At 33.9% G+C, this 20,426-nt stretch carries 22 protein-coding genes; 3 read left to right on the top strand and 19 right to left on the bottom strand.

Annotated elements, in window-relative coordinates; genetic code table 11:
* Positions 1-25: 25 nt before the first annotated feature.
* From F7O84_RS16460 to F7O84_RS16430, 7 genes are all read right to left on the bottom strand, one after another.
* Positions 26-367, bottom strand: coding sequence for a GrpB family protein (locus F7O84_RS16460; RefSeq protein WP_243140923.1), 342 nt, complete (start codon positions 365-367; stop codon positions 26-28).
* A 152-nt stretch (positions 368-519) separates the two neighbouring features.
* Positions 520-1,014 carry an HD domain-containing protein gene (locus F7O84_RS16455; RefSeq protein WP_008981870.1) on the bottom strand — a complete coding sequence of 165 codons (495 nt, stop codon included), beginning with the start codon at positions 1,012-1,014 and terminating at the stop codon, positions 520-522.
* Positions 1,015-1,187: 173 nt separating this feature from the next.
* A complete protein-coding gene (locus tag F7O84_RS16450) occupies positions 1,188-2,228 on the bottom strand; it encodes a DUF3626 domain-containing protein (RefSeq protein WP_151147786.1) in 1,041 nt (346 codons plus the stop codon).
* A 232-nt stretch (positions 2,229-2,460) separates the two neighbouring features.
* Positions 2,461-3,009: a GNAT family N-acetyltransferase gene (locus F7O84_RS16445; RefSeq protein ID WP_151147783.1), complete on the bottom strand. Its 549-nt coding sequence runs from the start codon at positions 3,007-3,009 to the stop codon at positions 2,461-2,463.
* A gap of 17 nt (positions 3,010-3,026) precedes the next feature.
* The gene (locus F7O84_RS16440; RefSeq protein ID WP_085333687.1) at positions 3,027-3,644 is read right to left on the bottom strand and encodes a TetR/AcrR family transcriptional regulator; all 618 of its coding nucleotides are present in this window, start codon (positions 3,642-3,644) and stop codon (positions 3,027-3,029) included.
* A gap of 132 nt (positions 3,645-3,776) precedes the next feature.
* A complete protein-coding gene (locus F7O84_RS16435; RefSeq protein ID WP_151147780.1) occupies positions 3,777-5,354 on the bottom strand; it encodes a recombinase family protein in 1,578 nt (525 codons plus the stop codon).
* Between the two features lie 3 nt (positions 5,355-5,357).
* Entirely contained in the window at positions 5,358-5,771 is a 414-nt protein-coding gene (locus F7O84_RS16430; RefSeq protein WP_035150380.1) for a recombinase family protein, read from the bottom strand.
* Positions 5,772-5,869: 98 nt separating this feature from the next.
* Here F7O84_RS16430 and F7O84_RS16425 point away from each other — a divergent pair.
* Positions 5,870-7,020 (top strand): IS3 family transposase gene (locus tag F7O84_RS16425; RefSeq protein WP_151143866.1). Its coding sequence is split into 2 segments (ribosomal slippage): positions 5,870-6,137 and positions 6,137-7,020, totalling 1,152 coding nucleotides; the frame shifts between segments, so codons are not numbered across the junction.
* Here F7O84_RS16425 and F7O84_RS16420 read toward each other — a convergent pair.
* The 6 genes from F7O84_RS16420 to F7O84_RS16395 all read right to left on the bottom strand — a co-directional run bounded on the left by F7O84_RS16420 (position 7,007) and on the right by F7O84_RS16395 (position 11,144).
* Entirely contained in the window at positions 7,007-7,234 is a 228-nt protein-coding gene (locus F7O84_RS16420; protein WP_151147776.1) for a hypothetical protein, read from the bottom strand. The two genes, F7O84_RS16425 and F7O84_RS16420, sit on opposite strands and share 14 nt — an antisense overlap.
* Before the next feature lie 53 nt (positions 7,235-7,287).
* Positions 7,288-8,325, bottom strand: coding sequence for a ParM/StbA family protein (locus F7O84_RS16415; RefSeq protein ID WP_243140922.1), 1,038 nt, complete (start codon positions 8,323-8,325; stop codon positions 7,288-7,290).
* A gap of 17 nt (positions 8,326-8,342) precedes the next feature.
* Positions 8,343-8,723: a TnpV protein gene (locus F7O84_RS16410; RefSeq protein WP_151147773.1), complete on the bottom strand. Its 381-nt coding sequence runs from the start codon at positions 8,721-8,723 to the stop codon at positions 8,343-8,345.
* Between the two features lie 5 nt (positions 8,724-8,728).
* Entirely contained in the window at positions 8,729-9,745 is a 1,017-nt protein-coding gene (locus F7O84_RS16405; RefSeq protein WP_151147770.1) for a ParB/RepB/Spo0J family partition protein, read from the bottom strand.
* Between the two features lie 637 nt (positions 9,746-10,382).
* The gene (locus tag F7O84_RS19635; RefSeq protein WP_243140930.1) at positions 10,383-10,547 is read right to left on the bottom strand and encodes a VOC family protein; all 165 of its coding nucleotides are present in this window, start codon (positions 10,545-10,547) and stop codon (positions 10,383-10,385) included.
* 123 nt (positions 10,548-10,670) lie between these two features.
* Positions 10,671-11,144 (bottom strand): flavodoxin, encoded by a 474-nt coding sequence (locus F7O84_RS16395; protein WP_151147767.1) that lies wholly within the window; start codon positions 11,142-11,144, stop codon positions 10,671-10,673.
* Positions 11,145-11,471: 327 nt separating this feature from the next.
* Between F7O84_RS16395 and F7O84_RS16390 the strand changes: the two genes are divergently transcribed.
* Positions 11,472-12,236, top strand: a complete 765-nt coding sequence (locus F7O84_RS16390; RefSeq protein ID WP_151147764.1) for a MerR family transcriptional regulator — start codon at positions 11,472-11,474, stop codon at positions 12,234-12,236.
* A gap of 43 nt (positions 12,237-12,279) precedes the next feature.
* Here F7O84_RS16390 and F7O84_RS16385 read toward each other — a convergent pair whose 3' ends face one another.
* A complete protein-coding gene (locus tag F7O84_RS16385; RefSeq protein WP_151147761.1) occupies positions 12,280-13,143 on the bottom strand; it encodes a DUF2268 domain-containing putative Zn-dependent protease in 864 nt (287 codons plus the stop codon).
* Positions 13,144-13,710: 567 nt separating this feature from the next.
* A complete protein-coding gene (locus F7O84_RS16380) occupies positions 13,711-15,957 on the bottom strand; it encodes an ATP-binding cassette domain-containing protein (RefSeq protein WP_151147758.1) in 2,247 nt (748 codons plus the stop codon).
* A gap of 76 nt (positions 15,958-16,033) precedes the next feature.
* On the opposite strand from F7O84_RS16380, the gene F7O84_RS16375 reads away from it, so the two are divergent.
* Complete coding sequence (locus tag F7O84_RS16375; protein ID WP_151147755.1) at positions 16,034-16,978, top strand: helix-turn-helix transcriptional regulator; 945 nt, start codon at positions 16,034-16,036, stop codon at positions 16,976-16,978.
* A 404-nt stretch (positions 16,979-17,382) separates the two neighbouring features.
* Here the strand turns inward: F7O84_RS16375 and F7O84_RS16370 are convergent, their stop codons facing one another.
* The 4 genes from F7O84_RS16370 to F7O84_RS16355 form a co-directional block, all read right to left on the bottom strand.
* Positions 17,383-17,661 (bottom strand): VOC family protein, encoded by a 279-nt coding sequence (locus F7O84_RS16370; protein WP_243140921.1) that lies wholly within the window; start codon positions 17,659-17,661, stop codon positions 17,383-17,385.
* A gap of 173 nt (positions 17,662-17,834) precedes the next feature.
* Positions 17,835-18,632: an ABC transporter permease gene (locus F7O84_RS16365; RefSeq protein WP_151147752.1), complete on the bottom strand. Its 798-nt coding sequence runs from the start codon at positions 18,630-18,632 to the stop codon at positions 17,835-17,837.
* A 29-nt stretch (positions 18,633-18,661) separates the two neighbouring features.
* The gene (locus F7O84_RS16360; RefSeq protein WP_151147749.1) at positions 18,662-19,564 is read right to left on the bottom strand and encodes an ABC transporter ATP-binding protein; all 903 of its coding nucleotides are present in this window, start codon (positions 19,562-19,564) and stop codon (positions 18,662-18,664) included.
* Positions 19,557-20,336 carry a MerR family transcriptional regulator gene (locus F7O84_RS16355; RefSeq protein ID WP_151147746.1) on the bottom strand — a complete coding sequence of 260 codons (780 nt, stop codon included), beginning with the start codon at positions 20,334-20,336 and terminating at the stop codon, positions 19,557-19,559. Before F7O84_RS16355 ends, F7O84_RS16360 begins: the two co-directional genes overlap by 8 nt.
* Positions 20,337-20,426: the final 90 nt, after the last annotated feature.

Here is a 20,426-nt window from a genome sequence, read left to right as displayed (position 1 = left end):
AAACCAAGAAAACATGACACTCTCCTTAAGCATTATTACCATTCGCTCTTTTCATGATTTCCTGTACTATTGATGTTTTAGCATTCGCATAGTGCTGGACATGCCTCCATTTATTCTTTGCCAAGCTTCGTTTGACTTGTGCATATTTGTCCCGATCAGTATCATTAGTCCGCAACCAATCACGGAAGCGTAACATTCTATCAATCTCTGATGTGCCCAAACTGAACACATGCAGATTAATATCGGTATCCGGTCCTTTAAACAAACGATGCTCAAACCAGTCAGGTTCTCGAATCTGTAGCACATATCCGGCCGCTTCCAACACTGGAACGTAGGATGACTCATCAGCAGAATCCTTAACAACCAACCGTATTCTTTTGCAACTCATCATCCGTTGTAGGCATGGAGGTATTATTAGATATCATCTTATCGCACTCCTTTGCTGCTTATTATCTAGGGTTAAACTTAACTACTATTTTTTCTTTGCGATATAAAATACATAACTGTAATAATCTACTACTAATCTAAAATAAAGCGATTATAAGCTATCCTTTTTCCTGTGTTTGTTTTAAAGTTTTCATCTATACACTTTTTTATCTTTTCCTGTTCTTTTTCTTTATCCATAACCGTTAAATTTTCAAGCAAATCAGCTTCCCATTGTATTTGAAAATCAAGTCCATCAATTTTAGATGGAGTATGATGGTTGCCTATTATAAAGCATATTCTATCAATATTTTTGTTATAGCCTACCTTTTTTAATATTTCTTTCGCTACTTCTGGTCCTTCCTTTTCTTGATAGACACCATCAATAGAACCGTATTTTTTTTGTGCTTCAACCGCACCAATATCATGTAGTATAGCAATAATACTGATGAATTCTTTTTCTTCCTCTCCGATATTTTCTCCTTTCATTATATCTTCTGCATTTTTCAAAACTTTGAGAGTATGCTCTATGCCAAAAGGAATTTCTTTGAATACTTCTTTCATCTCTATAATAATTTTTTCTTTAAACATAAATTACCTCCATTTATACCTTATAGGTGTTTTAGTTCTATCTATCCACTTTTTTGTTCGCCGATACAATCAGCATCATGGGACGGCGCATTTCATCCTGCATCGCTGGAATATTCATCATGTTTTCCTGCGGTTGTAGAACCACAATCTGATTTATTATAAAACCATTTATATCAACCAAAATATCCAATTTTATGCCAAAGTTGCTTTATGTATTGGAAAACCTCTGATTGACTTCCAATATCATTCCATTTTTCCGGGTTAAGTTCACTATCTTGAGATGCTTTCCCCAGAAGGGCAGCGTTCATAACGCCTTGATTATTACCCCAAATAGTATCAATCTTCTTGGCTAATAGCGGAATCATTGGACCGCGAAATAGATCGCCTATTTCTTCAAGCTTAATCTGTCTCTTTGGAATCCATTTAAGTTTTATCCCATACCTATGACACAACTCATTAGCTTTTTCTTCAAATGTTGTTTCCTGATAAGATTCATCCATATAAAAGCTATCTACATCATCTAAAAGATAAACATCTCCATGAATGTGCGTTTCAATGCAATAATCAAGATTTCTTCCTATGACTTTAACATCTCTTTTATTTAATAAAATCGCTAATGCTTCTTGTTCTGATGAAACTACTTGATTTAGGAGTTTTCCATTGTTTTGTACATTTCTAAGTAAATCTGCCAAAACACAAACAAAAGTGTCATTTGTGCATAAAGTTGTTGGATTAGTCGAACTGTCTCCATATGAAAAAGTACATCTATCAATTATTTCTTTTTTCAAAACAAGGTAACATGAACCAAAACGAACAGAAGCTCCATCAATATATTTAAAAATATTCAAGGCGCCATATTTAGGGCGATCAAACGAATTATTCGGATATGCGCTGTGAAATAGGCACTGTTCCCACATAAAGCGGTCGCCGCCAACAAAAGCTGTTTTACCACCATTAGTAGTACCGGTACGAAATTGTCCATGATACCGCCCTTGCTCCAACAAATTCTCTATGACTGTTTTATTATTGTTTGATAATCTATCCGGATGAAAGTTTATGGTAATAGGACTTTGCATTACTTGATTAATCAGTTTTTCAACATCAACACTAAACTGATTACAAATTTGCTCCAAATAAACCCTATCTTCTTTAATTTTACCTTTAGCATTTTCCCTTACCTTTTCAATAGCAAGTTTTTGATAATCTTTCAGCATTAACAACCCTCCTCCGCATGACAGTGGGGACGTGCCTATTTTGAGTATATGCCCTTGCTATAAACCCCTCTGCGATATTCCTGTAACTCATTCTAGTGGAATTTTCCGTTTCCTGTTATTCCTGCAATTAAGACTATTACTTTCACAATAATTTGCCTTACCAACTACCCATCATATTCCTACAACTCACATGACTGTTCACTCAAGAAATCTGTTCCTCTGTATGATTTTTTTACTTTTCTCTCATTTGTTCTATATATGCACTTTGTATAATTGCCATATGAATGATATCATGCCATACTCCATCGCGGAAAATAGCTTCGCGTGCTCTTCCTTCTTGCTGAAAGCCTAGTTTCTCATATAATTTTATTGCCCCTCCATTAAAAGAAAAAACTCTCAGCGATATTCTGTGTAAATTCATCTCCAGAAATCCGAAATCAAGAAGTAATTTCATTGCCTCTAATCCATACCCTTTCCCCCAGACTTCTTTTTCTCCAATATCAATAATGCATTCTGCATTACGATTTTTATGATCAATATTTATTAACGAAGTAATTCCAATTGGCTTTTTAGATTGTTTCTCAAGTATAATGTAGCATTTTGAAGAGCAGGATCCTAAGATTATTTGATTAACAAATTCTTCTGTTTCTTCAATACGGTAAACATCTAACAACGGAGCAGTAGTTTGCATAACATCTATATCATTTCTCCATTTATGATAAATCTCTGTATCTTGGGCAGTCATTTTTCGTAAAATGATTCTCTTAGTTTGAAATAACATAAAAACACTCCTTCATATTATTTAATTGGCCTAAGCATATTTTCTAATGTAAAAATTAAAATATCAATTTGATCATTTACCCTTGTCAACTCCAAACTTAAATTAAATGTATCTATCATTAATCCATCAAAAAATGAAACCATATATAGAGCTATCAATTCTGATGACTTGCAAGGATGGAATTGCTTTTTCTTAATTCCTTTATCTATAAAATCCCTGATTGCGGTTATCAACTTCTTATATCTCTCTGTAATATAAGAGCTACTTGACTTGTTAGATTCTCGGTGTTTTATTAAAAAGAACTCACTTTTACAGAGTAAAAATTCATTGTTAGACGATATAATATGTTGTTGAAATCTGATCCAATCTACGAGTTGCTTCCAAGAAGAAGTGTAGTCATCATCAATATTAATAAAAGTAATATCTTTTTCATCGTCTAACTTAAGAAGTTCCTCAAATACATGCTCAATATTATTGAAGTACGAATACAAAGCGCCTCTTGAAATACCCGCCTCAACAATAATGTCCTGCATGGTCGCTTGAATATAACCTTTTTTTATAAATACCCTCTTGGCAGCTTCAAGTATTTTTTGTTTTTTATTTATCTTATAATTATCGTTTACCCTAGGAGACATGATAGTTTCCTCCAAAATTTCTTTATAACCAAAAACGACATTAATGTCGTTTTTAATTATAAACAACATTTACGCCTATGTCAATATAATATTTTTGTTGTTCAGAGACTAGTAAAACAATTCACTTGCAAATTATTCTTTAACTTTTATATAAGTTTCAACACCTGATTTGAATTCAACGGTGAGTTTATCATCAAATACCGTAACTTTTTCAATAAGCCTTCTAACAATCTGCTCATCATATTCCTCCAGCTCATGGGACTGCTCATTTAAGAAGTCTGTCATCTCATTGATTCGTTGCCTTTTTCCTTCTCGCTCTGCATTCTCTACAAGTGCATTTTGCTTTAATTCCCGAAGTCGATGAATTTCATCAGCAACATCTTCATAGTCATTCTTTGATTTTGCTTGTATAAGGAGCTGTTGTTGTAACTCTTCCAATTTTCTATCAATATCATCGGTGGTATTATCATTTTCTTCATTAAGGACGGTAGCTATGTTTTTCTGTAACGTTGAGAGGAAGGGCTCTTTGTTATCCAAAAGTTCGTTAATAGCCTTAACCACTGCTGCCTGTAATGTTTCCTCGTTTATGGTAGGGGCCGTACATTCAGAGCCTTTTTCCTCTAAACGACTGACACATCTCCAAACAATAGACTTGTAACCTCGGTTATTCCAATGTACTCGTCGGTAAATATTACCGCATTGTCCGCAGTAAACAATACTTGATAAGGCATACTTACTACTATAAACTCGCTTTTTACCACCCTTGCCGCCGCGAAGATTGGCTCTTCGAACCATCTCTTCTTGAACCTGCATAAAAAGTTCACGTGGAATGATAGGCTCATGGCTGTTTTCTACGTAATACTGGGGAACAATGCCATTATTCTTTACTCGCTTTTTAGAAAGGAAATCAACTGTATATGTTTTTTGTAGAAGGGCATCACCAATATACTTTTCATTCTGTAGTATCTTTTTTAGTGTTTCAGGTCTCCATTTTGCTTTGCCTGCCGCTGTGAGAATGCCGTCCGCTTCTAGTCCTCTGGCTATCTGTAAAAGACTGGCTCCTTCAAGGTATTCTCTGTAAATCCGTTTAACAACTTTAGCACCCTCTGGATCAATCACTAATTGCTTGTTTTCATCCTTGGTGTAACCAAGGAAACGCTTGTGGTTGACCTGAACTTCACCTTGCTGGTATCGATACTGAATACCCAGCTTAACGTTCTGGCTTAAGGATTGGCTTTCTTGCTGGGCAAGGGATGCCATGATAGTCAGTAATATTTCACCCTTAGAATCCATGGTGTTGATACTCTCTTTCTCGAAGAACACAGCAATGTTTTTATCCTTTAACTGCCGGATGTATTTAAGACAATCCAACGTATTTCTAGCAAATCGGCTGATGGATTTTGTGATGATCATATCAATATTTCCTGCCATACATTCTTCAATCATGCGGTTAAATTCATCACGCTTTTTCGTACTGGTACCGGTGATACCGTCATCCGCAAAAATACCTGCCAATTCCCATCCCTTGTTCCTCTTAATATAGTTTGTATAATGCTCAATCTGAATTTCGTAACTTGAGGCCTGCTCCTCACTATCCGTTGAAACTCGGCAGTATGCCGCTACTCGTATTTTGGGTTTACTCTCACTATTTTTATTATTTCCGATTCGTTTAATTGCTGGAATTACTGTTACATTCCTGCTAACTGCCACTGGTTACACCTCACTTTCTATCAAACTGTAAGCATATTCTGCCTGCTTATATGGATCGTCATATTTTTGTACCAGAGGTTTTGCTTTGAACTTTACAGGATAATCCGTTTTCGGTACATCTTTAGGCTCCCATATCCTTCCGAGTTTTTCTGCTCGCTTTTGTTTTTCTAACCTTGCTTTTTCAAATATCTCCTCATCAATAATTGAAGGATAGAATTCGTCTCCAAGGTATTGCTTGTTCTGTAGCATCCTACTTACTGTGGCATGGTAGCAATCTATCCCAGCTTTTATTGCAGCATTCTTCAAGGATAACCCTGACAAGTAACCTGAAAATAACTCTTTTACTTGTTCTGCTGCTTTATCATCTACAACAGCCTTTCCATCTTCAATTCTATATCCAAAGGGTGTGTGACCCATCTAATTCACCAACCTTTCTTTGAGATGCTAAACTAAAGTTGTAACAGTAACACTGATATTTATGATAAAATAATTCATATGAAAGTGAGGCTATTACAATGGCAGGAATCAAAAAAACTTATACCCCAGAGTTTAAGAAAAAAGTAGTGAGATTAGTCCTTGAAGAAGGACGCCAAATGAAAAGCGTAAATCAGGAATACAATTTAGGAGAAGGTAGCTTGCGCAAGTGGATACGCGAGTACAGTGAAGAATGCGAATCAAATCCAGAGTTAAATAATGAGAAAGATTTAATGGCAGAAAATTTAAGACTTCGTAAGGAACTTGCTGAATCCAAAAAGGAAAATGATTTCTTAAAAAAAGCGGCCGCATTCTTCGCAAAGGAACTAGATTAGAACAATACCATTTCATTGATTTCTACCATGAAAATTATGGTGTACGTTGGCTCTTATCGAGATTTAATATAAAGCCAAATGCCTATTATAATTACAAAAAACATAGAAAAGCTGACTATTATAAGAAAAAGGAAGAAATCAAAGCAACCATTGAAGAGATTTATCATGAGTATGCGGGGCGACCAGGATATCGAATGATGCGTATCTTTCTTAATAGAAAATCTATAAGCTTAAGTAATCCAACCGTTCATAAATATATGAATGAGCTTGGACTTAGGTCAATTGTGGTACCCAAAAAACCAAAGTACAAAAAGGGCGATTGCTATAAAAAATTTGATAACCTATTGAATCAAAACTTTAAAGTAGATGAACCCAATAAGATTTGGTGTACGGATTTTACGTATATGTGGAGAGAGGATGGAGCGAAAAGATATAATTGTACTATTATTGATTTATATGATCGTTCACCAGTGGCAACTTTAAATAGTAATCGTATTAATGCAGAATTAGCAATTGAAACTCTGACCTATGCACTGAATCATAATACCGTTAAGAAGGGGCTTATCCTTCATAGTGATCAAGGGTCGCAGTTTACATCGAGAGCTTTTACAGAATTTTGTTCTTTGCAAAATATTACTCAAAGTATGAGTAAGGCAGGATGCCCTTATGATAATGCTCCCATGGAAAGCTTTTACGGAACATTTAAAGCAGATTTTGCAAATCACCATAGCTTTGAAACAGATGAGGCATTAAATGAAGCAACTTATGATTATATTTTTGTATATTACAATCATGTGAGACCACATTCATCAAATGGGTATTTAACACCATTTGAAAAGAGATTTAGTTACCGATAAAAATATCAGTATTGGTGTTACAATTTTGCTTGACTATCTCAAAGTACGGATCTTGCTCTTGCTTCATGCATTTTTCATAATAATCCAGTATGGCAAACACAACGAATTTACTCTGGGACTTAAATTGTTTCTTATCAAGGGCATGTAAGATTTCCCATGCCCTTTTGTCTTCCTCTTCTTCCTCATAGAATCGGATATTCGTATTCCTAATCATTGAAAACTCCTTTCTCATAAGATTTTAACCATATCAATTTATCAGAAATATTTCTAATTACGATTCTGGTTTTGTCTGCGAAGTCCCATATAACAGTAATACTCGTATCCTTTTGCCGTTGCACAGATATCTGTGATAAAAAAGGTCTTATCTGGATTATACTCTCCAACAGTTTCCACCAGTTTATGACCACCACCCATAATATGCAGATTCATGAGCTTATCGTTATATTCATAATCTTTCAGTTTCGCAAATATTTCAGCCACATACTCTGCTGCTGCATTTATGATTAAGGAATTATAAGGTTCATCTACTTTCGTTACTCCTGTTCTTAGAAAACGCTCAATCACATCATCCATAAGATTGGTTCCTGTTTCATCCAGAACTTTGTTGTGAATTCGAATTGCACACTGATTGACTCCGAATTTCTCAGTCCAGGATTTATTTTCCATCGCTCTTCTGTCATTAAGATACATGATATTCATGGTTCCATTTCCAATATCCACAAGCATATTAATTCCAGTAAATTCTTTTAAAGTCTCTGCCACCGCAGAATAGCACTGTGGCATTACAGTACAATCTACAATCTCTACTAGATATTTCTTCTCACGATATTCAAAATTCACGTAGCGATTGCGAAGCAGATACGACTTAAACGATTCTCTTTGTGCCTTTACCCATTTCAGCGGTAATCCTACCGCTAGATGAATTTTTGCCTCATGCAATTCTCGAAGTTCCAGTTCTTTTGCAATTGCCGCCAGCGTCAGTATATAATAATCATCATCTGCAATCTTGTCTGCCAGAAAACTCTTGTGCCCTTCTGATATTACATAATATTTATCCTCAAATTTCACATAATCTTTGCTAAAAATCGGTGCTGTTTCACTTGCTTCGGCGGATGCTCTGAAACAAAAATTCGCTGTCTTAATGTTGCCGTAACCGTGGTCACAGCCAATAATTAAAGTTCCATTCATAGTATAATCTCTCATTCGTTCTTCTCCTTTACCCTTAGGTGCTGTTGTAATTTCTGTTTGCTTTGTTCTTCCCATAAAATTATTCTGACTTCCTGCTATCCTTAAGTTCTCATTCATAAATAAAATCCCTCCCTTTAGTGAAACTGATTAACAATATCTTGAAATATAACTTCTTCCGCTATTCGTTTGGCTTCTTCCCGAAGTCTCCACATTTCCATGGTAGAACTGGAATCTTTAAGGGAATGACTCATTAAATATTTCTCAGTCATGGAATCCAGCATCTGATAAGCTTCCTCATCAACCTCTGCTGCTTTTTCCATTATTTTCCCAAATCGATATAAATGACGATAACGATCCGTATGGTTCTCTTTCATAAAATTCATCCAAAGATGTCCATACTTTCCTGCATGAATTGGTTCTTGTATTTCCGTCTCTGTAATTACTGGATAAAATAATCCTTCTCTTTCTTCATAACGAACTCCCATGGAATCAAATAATGATTTCTCTTCATTCATAATAATTACCTTCCCTTCTTCTCCATTGTCTTAGTCTTGGCTTGATTTAGGCTCCATTCTTTCACAAGCTTTTCAATCAGTTCCACTTTCTGTTTTGGTGTAAAATCGGATGGAAAATACCCTTCTAATGAATCAGCGTAGATCTTTAGCTTTTCCCTCTGATTTGGTTTCTCTTCCCCAAGAATTTCATAAATCATATCCATATCTAACTTTCCTGACTGGCTCATCCGTTTCATCCGATTTGCTTGAGATAAAGACGGAATCACCTGCTCCAATTCCATAACTGCATGAAGCTCATACTGTTCTTCTTCTGACAGATAAGACAGTTCTACTGCGGAGCGAAATGCCAGTTTATCTTCATCTACCATATCCAAAATCTTAGGTATCAGATTCGTAAGACGAATATATCTTGCGATCTGATTCCTGCTTTCTCCTATTTGTCTTGCCAACAATTCATCTGTCCGTACTCTTTCTTTTTCTAATGGCTGACTTTCTAATTGCCATTTTCCCGAATCATCATAAGAACAGACCAGCTGATTCAATTCCAAAGTAGAATTTTCTAACTTCGTCCCCACTGGGGACAAAGTTCCATCTTGAAACAAATCATTTCGTTTTCCTTGCTGCTTCATTGCCTCCAACTTCATTTTATAAGCAAATGCCTTTTCACTAGGTCTGATATGCTCTCGTTGGAGATTGCTGTCGATCATGGCTATTGTGGCTTCTGCATCATCCATCTGCATAACCATGACAGGAACTATATCAACACCAGCCCATTCACAGGCAGCTTTTCTTCTATGACCTGCAATAATCTCATACCCTTCTCCATCAGGATTAGGTCTAACAATCAGCGGAACCAATATTCCTTTTTCATCAATGCTTTTGGATAATTCAAACAACTGCATATCATGCTCCACTCGAAAAGGATGTCCTTTAAACTCATGCAATTCACTGATTTTGACGTTTCCCGTCTGTAATTCCTGTTCGTTGTTCCATAATGAACACAATTCCTTTGATTTCTTCATCTTCTCATTCCTCCTGTTATTCTAGGTGTCATGTGAAAACTGGCAAAAAAAGAAGACCGCCTGCTTTCACATCAAAGATGTTGAAAACAAGCGGTCTTTCGACTTTTTCTTATGAAATTGTTGATGGTTTATTTTACTGAAAGCATCCGATTTATGAACGATATATTTTTGTGTCCACTCATACCAGTTCTATAACTACTGAGACTTTAATCTCATTGGAAATCTCTTTTTTTCTTCCAAAATTCGATTTCCCAGTGAACTTAAAAACCCTCGCAAAGTGCGTAAATTCAAGGATTTCTACATATTCACCCTTTGTAGACAACAGACGGTCTCCACATGCCTTGAGAGTACAATAATGATGTCGTAAGTATCTAGTACCCCCTTGGTGGAATAGTATATTTCTGAAGTTCTAGCAATTCTCCTACATTTTTTTTGAATTTCTGATTTCAACCATAATATTACTCTTTACATTTAGGCAAGTATTATCTTGGTAATTTGATACTTGATATTTGCTATTACATTCTAATACTCTTTGTATTAAAATTGTAAGCAACAAAACCCCCAAATATTTATTTATTTGAAGGCTTTGTTCATCACAATTTAAAGTGTTATTTTTATTGTGTAATCTTTCTTGCTTTTATTTTAGAAGATTTAGTTGCCACGAAACTCCAAAGCGATCATTTACCCAACCGAACTTTTTGCTAAAACCATAATCATCTAAAGGCATAAGTTCTTGTCCTCCTTCATTAAGTCTCTGATAAAGGTTGCTAATTTCATCTTCAGTATTGCAAGTAACATAAATTGAAAACGATGGTATAAAGGAGAACTCATGTTTCTTATTGCTTCTTCTGCCTTACCATCTTGAAACATTAAGAATGGCATTACTTTTTCCATTTTGAATACCCCTTTCCATATCTAGGGTTTATTATAATTCGTATCCAATTTTCTCAAGCCAATTTGCAACCTCTTCCGGCGCAACAGTACCATTTACAGCAATACCTGGTAGAATGATGGATTTTGAACACTCTCTAGTTATATCATTTTCAATTTGGCCAAATCCGCCGCCTCCATGAGTACAAAATGGAATTACTGTTTTTCCCGTGAAATCATGTGCTCTAAGGAAACCCAAAACTGGCGGAGCTAATGTTTTAAGCCAGTTTGGTGAACCTATAAATATTGTTTGATAATCTTGTATCGACTCATTTCCAGATATTAACTTGGAGGAAAATCCTCGGGAAATTTGATTTCTTACTTCTTTACAGGCTGTATTATAATCAAAAGAATAATTCTTATCAGGAATTAATTCTCTTAATGCACCACCAGTCTGTATTGCTATTTCTAATGCTAAATTTTCTGTATTTCCAAAAAGCGAATAAAAAACAATCAGTGTATTGTTCATATGTGTCATTTCCTTTCGTAAAATTTCGATTTCTCGGTCTGTTTAAAATGATTCATATCGTATTAAAATATGAAGTATATAATTTAATACGATATGAATGTCATATTACTTTATTATTACGAGTATATAGTACACTATGACCTTACGTCATAGTCAAGTGTAAATTTTGTTCATCTCCCAAAGAATCTTATGGCATAAGGTTATAGAGTATTATATAATACAAAAATGGGGAGATTAGATGGATATAATTGAGCAATTAATTTACTGAGCTTGAGATAAAATTTGACCTATTTTATATTATTCTTAAAGGATTAGAGGATTTTTGAAATGAAAACACAATTTTTTGCAGTTAAAGATATTGTACGTATAACTGGTGTCACAGCCAGGACATTACATTTCTATGATAAAATAAATTTATTAAAACCGACACGATTATCGGATAAAGGTTACCGAGCTTATAGCAGAGAAGATTTGGCAAGTCTGCAGACTATTTTATTTTTAAAAGAAATGGATTTATCTTTAAAAGAAATATCAGATATTATGCAGCTATCAAAAGTGGAACAACTACAAATTTTAAAGATGCATCATCAAACCTTACTAGCAAAACAGCAGCGCTTAGGTACAATTATTAGTGCCTTAGAGGAGTATGTATCAGGAAAAGAAATATTTAATTTGAATATCTTTAATAACTCGCCAATTTTGCCATTACAACAACAATATAGTCGTGAAGCTAAAATAGTATATGGTGAAACAGAAAAATACAAAGAATATGAGAAAAACCTAGAAAAACTATCTGATAAGGAAAAAGAAAACTTATCTTATGAATTTGCAAACAATATGGAAAAAGTATTTAAAAAATTAGCAAAACAAATTCATACCCCGCCTTCTTCCAAGGAGGTACAGAAATTAATTTCAGAATGGAAAAGTTACCTGGAACAAAATATGACTTGTGATACAGAAATTTTGAAATGTATTGCTAATGACTATAAATCTGATAAAAGATGGAAAAACTATTTCAACCAATTCAGTGATGAAGATTTGAGTGAATTCGTTTATCTGGCAATTATGTATTATTGTAAAACTAGCAGGTAGCAATAAAGCATGCTGCACAATCAGCATGCTTTATTACATTAATTTAATTTTCAAAATAGCCAGATGCCCTCATGATTTCATCGCCATCAATAATCGTAGCCTTTTCTATTGAAATACCGGTCTTTCTTAGATATGCCTGTATAACATGATATCCTACGGCATAGCCTCCACAAAAAGGCATTCCAAAGTCTTGAGTCTCTGGCATCATTGGGTGCTTTCCATATATATATTTACGAACCTCCATAAATCCTTTTACGTTAAGCGATTTTGAAATTATTCTTCTTGAAGTTTCTAAATCTGCTCCTTGTATACCTGTTACCCATGGGCCAACGTACTCTTCTCCAAACATGCTCGCTGCAAAGCTTTCAGCCAAGCCTTCAATAGCAACGTACTTCCCAACTGTTACATCAGTCATAAAGTTCCATTTTACATTATGGAAAAGCACATTGTGATGAAACTCATGAACTATACATGCATTCAGCTTTGGCAGGTTTTTTTCATTAGGATCTATCACTATTTGTATATAGCCAGGTATAGACCCCATACCAGTGTATCCTTCTACCATTGCTAAGCATTCTGGGTTTCCTAAGAAGATTCCTACTACAACTTTTTCCGGTACTGGAATGCAGGCTTCTTCAAAGCGAGCTGCTGCAGCTTCCATGGTTCTTTTGGCATTATTCCATGCATCAGCCTTTTCAAGCTTTTCTAGCATCTCTACCATCTTGGAGTCACGGCCGGATAGCTGTATACACCCCATGGCTTCAGGTGTCTTAGGCATATGCATTATTTCAAACATCGTATTAAAAGGCTTCAGTAATTCGCTGCTAAAGAATTCAATTCTTTCCCCTTCAGGCAAATTAAGCATTTCTTTATATAAATTTAAAGTGTCTTGTATAATTATTTCCATTTAAATCATCTCCTTATTATTCAATTGAAATCGTGATATCACTTAGAGCAATTTCAATTATAGGCTATGACGTTACGTCAATGTCAACAAGATAATTGATTATCCCAAACCAAAGTCTGAGGGAACATAATATACACTTTAATTTTCACTTAAAAACCTTCAAGGTCTTTTATATCAGCCTATTTCCTTTCTATCAACACAACACACTCCGCCGTAGAATGTTTCCAATCCCAATTCGCTTCACTCGTGCTCTTGGACATTCCTGACATGAGACGTACATCTGCTTCTTCAATCGTTTTACTCCTTCACAAGCAGTGTTACGGCTTCAACATGCCTTGAGGTGACAATAAAGATGTCGTAGATTGATATTATACCCTTAGTGGTTACTATGCAATGGTAAAGTTAGTAAAAATTTATAGCCGTCCAGCAACACCAGTACAATGTATTTTGAAAGTAAATGAATAAGTTTTCTATCCATCAACCTATCATACCCTTACTACTTGGCAAGGATAGATTAACAAGCAATTAAATCCACTCTGTATCCTTCATTATCTAAAATGATTATTCCTAAAGATATTTCCTTAAATGTCTTCCTGTAATTGATTTTTGGGATTCCAATATCCCTTCAATTCTCCCTTGATATAATAAATACCCACCTTCCTCTCCAGCATATGGTCCCAAATCTATAATCCAGTCGGCCATACGCATTATATCTAAATTATGTTCAATAATTATTATTGTGTTATCTCTAGATAATCTCTTAAATATCCCTATCAATCTATCAATATCCTTTACATGTAGACCTGTTGTTGGCTCATCAAAGACATAAATATTTCCATTTAAATTTAAATTGATAGATAGCTTTAATCTTTGTAGTTCTCCTCCAGATAGTGTATCTAAGCTCTGTCCTAAAGTTAAATATCCAATCCCTACATCTATTAATTGCTGTAAAATTTTATTAATTTTAAAGTATTTGAAATAGCTTAAAGCATTTTCAATTGATAAATCCAATACCTGACTTATATCCAAACCATTTACCTTATATTTAAGTGATCTATCATTGTATCTTTTTCCATTGCATGCTTCGCATTGGCTAACTATGTCATCCATATATGCTAAGTCTAGTTTTATATAACCTTTGCCTCCACATTCTGGGCAAGCACCCTTGGAATTAAAACTAAAGTAAGATGGAGATATGTTATTTTTTTTGGCAAAGATATCTTTAATGTTATCAAATATCCCTATATAGCTTGAAACTGTTGATCTGACATTTGTATATATCTTCTTTTGATCAATAAAAATAGCTTCAGGATATCTCTTTCTAAATTCGATATCCATAAGTGATGATTTCCCTGAACCTGCAACTCCAGTTACTACAGTAATTGCATTTTTAGGTATCTTAATATTTATATTCTTTAGATTGTTTGCCTTTGCTTTATTAACTTCTATCCACTCTTTAAAAGTCTTTATTTCATTGTTTAATTCATTCTTCTTTTTAAATTCCCTTGATGTCAGCGTCTCTGCAGTTAGAAAATCTTCATATCTTCCTGAAAAAATTAACTCTCCACCTTTTTCTCCTGATCTTGGTCCTAATTCTACTATATTATCAGCAATCTTTATCATATCAATATCATGTTCAACAATTAATACTGTATTTCCTTTCTTCTTTAAATCTATCAATAATCTATTTATCCTCAATATATCTTCTGGATGCAAACCTACACTTGGTTCGTCTAAGATATATAATAGATCTACAAGACTGCTTCCAAGTTGCTTTATGATCTTTATTCTTTGGGATTCTCCTCCTGAAAGAGTTCCAGTATTTCTACTTAAACTTAAATAATCAAGCCCTACTAATCTAAAATTATATAGATCTTTTAAAATTGAATCTATCAATTCTTTTGCATTCTTTATGCTTAAACTCTCTAGCTCAATTATTAAATTCTCTATACTTAGTCTACAATAATCATAGATGTTTTTATCATTTATTTTACATTTTAAGATATTTTCGTTTAACCTTGCTCCATTACATTTTGGGCAGATAATTTCTCTTGCATATTTATCTATTTCATGTTTATAAACTCTACCTTCCCTAATATCCTTTTTAAAGAAAGCTTTTTCTATTCTTGGTATTAATCCATCATAAATTGCTGATTTTGGATATTTATCACTTGGATTTTCTAATTTTATTTCATCTGCATATAATAACAGATGAAGTTCCTTCTCATTATAATCACTGATTTTTTTGTCATTATCAAACAAACCAGACTCTACATACCTACTCCATCTAAATCCTCCTACTTGAAATGTAGGAAATAGAATTGCTCCTTCATTTAGCGATTTATTTTTATCTATAATCTTTTCTGTATCAATATCCCTTATTTTTCCAATTCCCTCACAAACTTCACACATACCTTTTAGATTATTAAAAGAAAAGCTATCTGAATATCCTACAAAGGGCTTTCCAAACCTAGAAAATAAGAGTCTAAGTTTTGAATATATATCAGTTACTGTTCCTACTGTAGACCTGCTATTATCTCCAATCTTTTTTTGATCTATAATAATTGATGGTGATAGTCTTTTAATCTCATCACATTTTGGCTGTGGGAACTTCCCTAATCTTGTTCTAATAAAACTGGAATAGCTCTCATTCATCTGCCTTTGTGATTCTGCAGCAATGGTATTAAATACTAAGGCAGATTTTCCTGAACCAGATGGCCCAACTACTGCTGTGATTTCTTTCTTTGGAATACATACATCAATATTCTTTAAATTCTTTTCTCTTGCTCCTTTTACTATAATTTTATCTTTCATAACATCCCCCTTAAACTTTTAATAAAATTAGTATATAATGTAAACATGACACTAATTGTCACTTTAGGGAGGAAATATGAATAAAACTACAATATTGTTCGATTTAATTTGGTTTGTGAATTCAAAAAAAGAATTTACAGCAAGAGAAGTTGCAAATGAGTTTAATATATCCGTAAGAACTGCTCACAGATATATAACTGATCTTTCAGATATGGGCATACCTATATACTCAAAGCAAGGCAGAAATGGAGGTTATAAAGTACTAGATAATCAAGTATATCCCCCTATACTTTTTTCAAAAGATGAGATATTTGCAATTCTTTTCTCTTTTAACTATCTTGGCAATTATAATAATTTACCTTTTAATTTAAGCATTAGCTCAGTTAAAGAAAAAATATACTCACTTTTGCCTAAAGATACTTTAAATGAATTTAAAGAATTAGATAATACACTTCAAATTAATGAATATAGATTTAAACATGATACACCTTTTTTAAAAGAGATAATAGCTGCTGCTATAAATAAGAATATAGTATTGATGCAATATAACTCCCCCAAATCAAAGACACATAAGAAGATTGTTCCACTAGGAATTTATGCATATGATGGCAAATGGTATTCTCCTGCTCTTGATATAGACTTAATGGAATACAGATTATATCGTGTAGATAGAATAATAGACTTTGAAAAAAGTATGGATACTTTTGAAAATCTCATGTCTTTAAAAGAATGGTTATCAAACTATCCAATTAACAATCCAATTGATTTACATGTGAAATTAAATAGAATTGCCTATTTAGAATGTAAAGACATCTATTTTTTGCAAAATGATCTAGAGTATATTGATAATAATTACTACACACTTAAAAAGACAATTGATTCAAATGAAATTCCTTTTTATACAAAACTCCTCTTAAAGCTTGGAACAAATGCAAAGGTAATTCAACCTTCGGAGTTAATCGATAGTTTAAAAAGAGAAATTATGTGTATGTATAATCTATATGATATTAAATCTAAATGAGATGATCAATGACATAAATATCATCCATTAACTCAATCTTTTTATAAAAGAATAATTAAAGTATCTAATGTTACATATCCGTTGTCATCATTCCAATTATCCAATGTCATCTGTCAAATGCCCTATTTAAAAGGGTCAAAAATCGGTGTTTTTTAGCCAATTTTTGACCCGAATTTCGCCCTCAAACCACTATATGTTGTGGTCAAACCCTATTTTTTCTCATCATTACCACAATACGTCATCAGAATTATACTCTCAACGTGGCTTGAGAGGATAAAATGAATGTCATTTGAAACTGCCCGTTCTCGGAAACATATCTACTACGTTTTTGGAGTTATCGGTAGACGGGAACATATCAATCGCATTAGAGAGTATTTTATTCACTTAATAAGAAATTCTTGTGTTTATTTCAGGAGATTTAGTTGCCATGAAACTCCGAAGCGATCATTTAACCAGCCAAACTTTTTGCAAAAACCATGATCACCTAAAGGCATAAGTGCTTGTCCGCCTTCATTAAGCCTTTGATAAAGGTTCCGAATTTCATCTTCAGTATTGCAAGTAGTAACATATATTGAGAACGATGGTGTAAAGGTGAACTCATGTTTTACATTACTATCAATACACATAAATTCTTGTCCTTTTAAGGTAAAAGTGGCTTGCATAATTGTCCCTTCATTCTCCATTTTCATTAGCACCGTATCAAACTATGCTTGTAATTTCTGAATCTTCAATCAGTGAGGTATAAAAATTCATGCTTCTTCCGCCTTACCATTTTGTTACATTAAGAACGGTATTACTTTTTCTATTTTGAACACTCCTCGTAAATTATCTATAATATGTTTTGCTTGTTGATTGCCTATACGTCTTTCTTTAAAAATTGAAAAGTAGCTATTAATGAAGTAATACCTATCCACGTAAGCAGTAAAAGAATACTTGCACCAATACCTAATATTTCGTATGATCCTTTCGATGCTGTACCCGATAAACTATGCAAGGATGCCTGCGGTAACAGTGGTAATATTATTTTTTGAATACTTTGGGAGAACATTTTTACTAGAGCTGGAACAAACATAATACCTAAGGAAAAAGTGATTGCCCCTCCACTACTTCTAAAAACAAATACTGCTGCAACAGTTAATAGACAGTAAAACACTGGCATAAAAAGAGTCCCTAATATAAACTGTCTTAAGAAAGGATCCGCTAAAGAAACCATTGGTCTTCCGTTTGCCACAAGAATCAGCTGTCCGGCGAGACACGTTAAAACAGTTACAATTAAGCTTATGACTGTACCTAGCAAAAAGTAGGTGATTAATTTACTTAAAAATAATTTTTTTCGATTTGGAGTTACAGCTAACGTAACATGAATTAGTTTTGTGGAAAACTCCTTCGCGTTTGAAATAGCTGCAAAAATAATTAACATGATTGCTGTTACATCCACTCCCAGCATGCATGCAGAAATCACATCAACAGGTGATAATTCAGTAATAGCCTTTCCTTGTGTTACGCTGGTTGTCAGAGAAAAAATCAACCCCAGCATTAAACTTGCTGCAATTAGAGTTATTAAAAATATTCTTGAAGATTTAAGAAACACAATTTTTTGGTACTCTGCTTTAATCAAATTTCTTAAAGAACTTTTTCTATTATTAATTGTCATTATCTAACTTCCTTTCATATAATTGATTGCTACTTAGATTTATAATCAACTTTACCCTCTGTAAGCTCTATAAAAAGCTCTTCTAAGGAAGGTTGAACCCTTGTAAGCTCGAAGATTGCAATATAATTTTCTTTAGCTATAATACCTATTTTTTCACTCTCTACATTTCTAACCTGCAATGAACCTTCTTCCCCTTTGCTTATATAGGCTCCATTTTTCTTCAATAAATCTTCTAGCTTAGAATTATTTTCACTTTTTATTTTTAAATATCCACTGTAGCTTTTTTTAGATATTTCTTCTACTGACATATCAGCCAGCAGCTTTCCCTGAGCTAAAACTATAATTCTTTCTGCTATGGCTTGCACTTCACTCATTAGATGGCTAGAGACTAAAACAGCTTTCCCTTCTTCTGCCAAATTCTTAGCCAGGCTCCTTAACCATTTGATACCATCCACATCTAAACCATTAAAAGGTTCATCTAATATAACAGTCTCGGGATTCCCTAAGAGTGCTGCAGCAATACCTAAACGTTGTTTCATTCCCAAAGAATATTCTTCAATTTGCTTATCCTTTACCTTTTCCAGCCCGGTTTTTTCAAGCATTTCAATTATTCGGCTGCTTGGAATTCCACTCGCTGTAGTCATCAATCGCAGATGTTGCAGTGCTGTCAGTTTTGGATTAAGAGCATCAGCATCAATTAATGCGCCTATTTTTGAAATTGGCTGATTCAAATCTATATAGTGCTTTCCATCAATAATTACCTCTCCTTTAGATGGTTTAACTAGATTTAGAATCATTCGCATGGTAGTTGATTTTCCTGCACCATTAGGTCCTAAAAAGCCTGTAACTATACCAGGCTTAATATCAAAAGACAAGTTATCCACTGCAACTTTGTCTTTATAAACTTTTGTTAAGCTTTTTATTTCAATCATATTTTTTCTCCTTTTCCACTGTTAAATAGCTTTCCACAGACTTATCAATAAACTCATCAGCAAACTCCATTAGCCTTCTATCTTCTTCAGGCCATTGATTACGATTTTCATAAGCTGCTTTATGGGCTTCGAGCAATTCAAGCCTTCCTCCTGTCACCTGTGCTACCATTTCCACCCACCTTTTAGCAAAATCCTGTCCTTGGCTATCTTTTGGATCAACACCATTAATAATATGTGTAACAGCTTCTACTACGAGAGCCTTCCACTTCCAATAAGTTTCAATAACTTCCTCTGTTTTTTCATAATGATTTATAAAAACTTTTTCGGTTTTTTCATCATAATGAACATCCTTATATTCAAAGATCAAATCCTTATTTAATGTACTCATTAACTGCACTAATTCTCCTGGAATCAGTCCTTGGTTTTTTCCTAAGCTTTTTAGACTAGCATCAATTAAAGATATACTCATTTTCACATCATTTAACTTTTGATAAAAAATCTGCTTCTGCTTTTGAAGCACATCAGCTACTTGCTCCACGGTAACAGCTTCAACCACAAGTTCTTTGATCTCCTTTATAGGAAGTCCTAAAGATTTGTAAAAGAGAACTTGCTGTAACTTTGTAAGATCTCTTTCTTCATAGTATCTACGGCCATTAGTCAATTCCTTATTCAATGGAACTAACCCAATATTATCGTAATATTGCAAGGTTCTTATAGTCACCCCTGTTAAATTTGCAATCTCACCTATAGAAAAATGCCTCTTTTTATTCATCACAGCTCCTCCTCAGTAAAAATTAAATCACATTACGTAACGTAATATGCAATAGTTTTTTTTATATATTTTTTGAAATTATGACTAAAG

The sequence above is a fragment of the Candidatus Galacturonatibacter soehngenii genome (assembly GCF_008830185.1).
Classification (GTDB): domain Bacteria; phylum Bacillota; class Clostridia; order Lachnospirales; family Lachnospiraceae; genus Lachnotalea; species Lachnotalea soehngenii.
This window is presented reverse-complemented; position numbering and strand designations above follow the sequence as displayed.

Bases quoted from the DNA above. Each gene is read 5' to 3' on its own strand.
- F7O84_RS16455 (WP_008981870.1), bottom strand. From the start codon at position 1,014: ATGTTTAAAGAAAAAATTATTATAGAGATGAAAGAAGTATTCAAAGAA.
- F7O84_RS16450 (WP_151147786.1), bottom strand. From the start codon at position 2,228: ATGCTGAAAGATTATCAAAAACTTGCTATTGAAAAGGTAAGGGAAAAT.
- F7O84_RS16445 (WP_151147783.1), bottom strand. From the start codon at position 3,009: ATGTTATTTCAAACTAAGAGAATCATTTTACGAAAAATGACTGCCCAA.
- F7O84_RS16440 (WP_085333687.1), bottom strand. From the start codon at position 3,644: ATGTCTCCTAGGGTAAACGATAATTATAAGATAAATAAAAAACAAAAA.
- F7O84_RS16430 (WP_035150380.1), bottom strand. From the start codon at position 5,771: ATGGGTCACACACCCTTTGGATATAGAATTGAAGATGGAAAGGCTGTT.
- F7O84_RS16420 (WP_151147776.1), bottom strand. From the start codon at position 7,234: ATGATTAGGAATACGAATATCCGATTCTATGAGGAAGAAGAGGAAGAC.
- F7O84_RS16415 (WP_243140922.1), bottom strand. From the start codon at position 8,325: ATGAATGAGAACTTAAGGATAGCAGGAAGTCAGAATAATTTTATGGGA.
- F7O84_RS16410 (WP_151147773.1), bottom strand. From the start codon at position 8,723: ATGAATGAAGAGAAATCATTATTTGATTCCATGGGAGTTCGTTATGAA.
- F7O84_RS16405 (WP_151147770.1), bottom strand. From the start codon at position 9,745: ATGAAGAAATCAAAGGAATTGTGTTCATTATGGAACAACGAACAGGAA.
- F7O84_RS16395 (WP_151147767.1), bottom strand. From the start codon at position 11,144: ATGAACAATACACTGATTGTTTTTTATTCGCTTTTTGGAAATACAGAA.
- F7O84_RS16390 (WP_151147764.1), top strand. From the start codon at position 11,472: ATGAAAACACAATTTTTTGCAGTTAAAGATATTGTACGTATAACTGGT.
- F7O84_RS16385 (WP_151147761.1), bottom strand. From the start codon at position 13,143: ATGGAAATAATTATACAAGACACTTTAAATTTATATAAAGAAATGCTT.
- F7O84_RS16380 (WP_151147758.1), bottom strand. From the start codon at position 15,957: ATGAAAGATAAAATTATAGTAAAAGGAGCAAGAGAAAAGAATTTAAAG.
- F7O84_RS16375 (WP_151147755.1), top strand. From the start codon at position 16,034: ATGAATAAAACTACAATATTGTTCGATTTAATTTGGTTTGTGAATTCA.
- F7O84_RS16370 (WP_243140921.1), bottom strand. From the start codon at position 17,661: ATGGAGAATGAAGGGACAATTATGCAAGCCACTTTTACCTTAAAAGGA.
- F7O84_RS16365 (WP_151147752.1), bottom strand. From the start codon at position 18,632: ATGACAATTAATAATAGAAAAAGTTCTTTAAGAAATTTGATTAAAGCA.
- F7O84_RS16360 (WP_151147749.1), bottom strand. From the start codon at position 19,564: ATGATTGAAATAAAAAGCTTAACAAAAGTTTATAAAGACAAAGTTGCA.
- F7O84_RS16355 (WP_151147746.1), bottom strand. From the start codon at position 20,336: ATGAATAAAAAGAGGCATTTTTCTATAGGTGAGATTGCAAATTTAACA.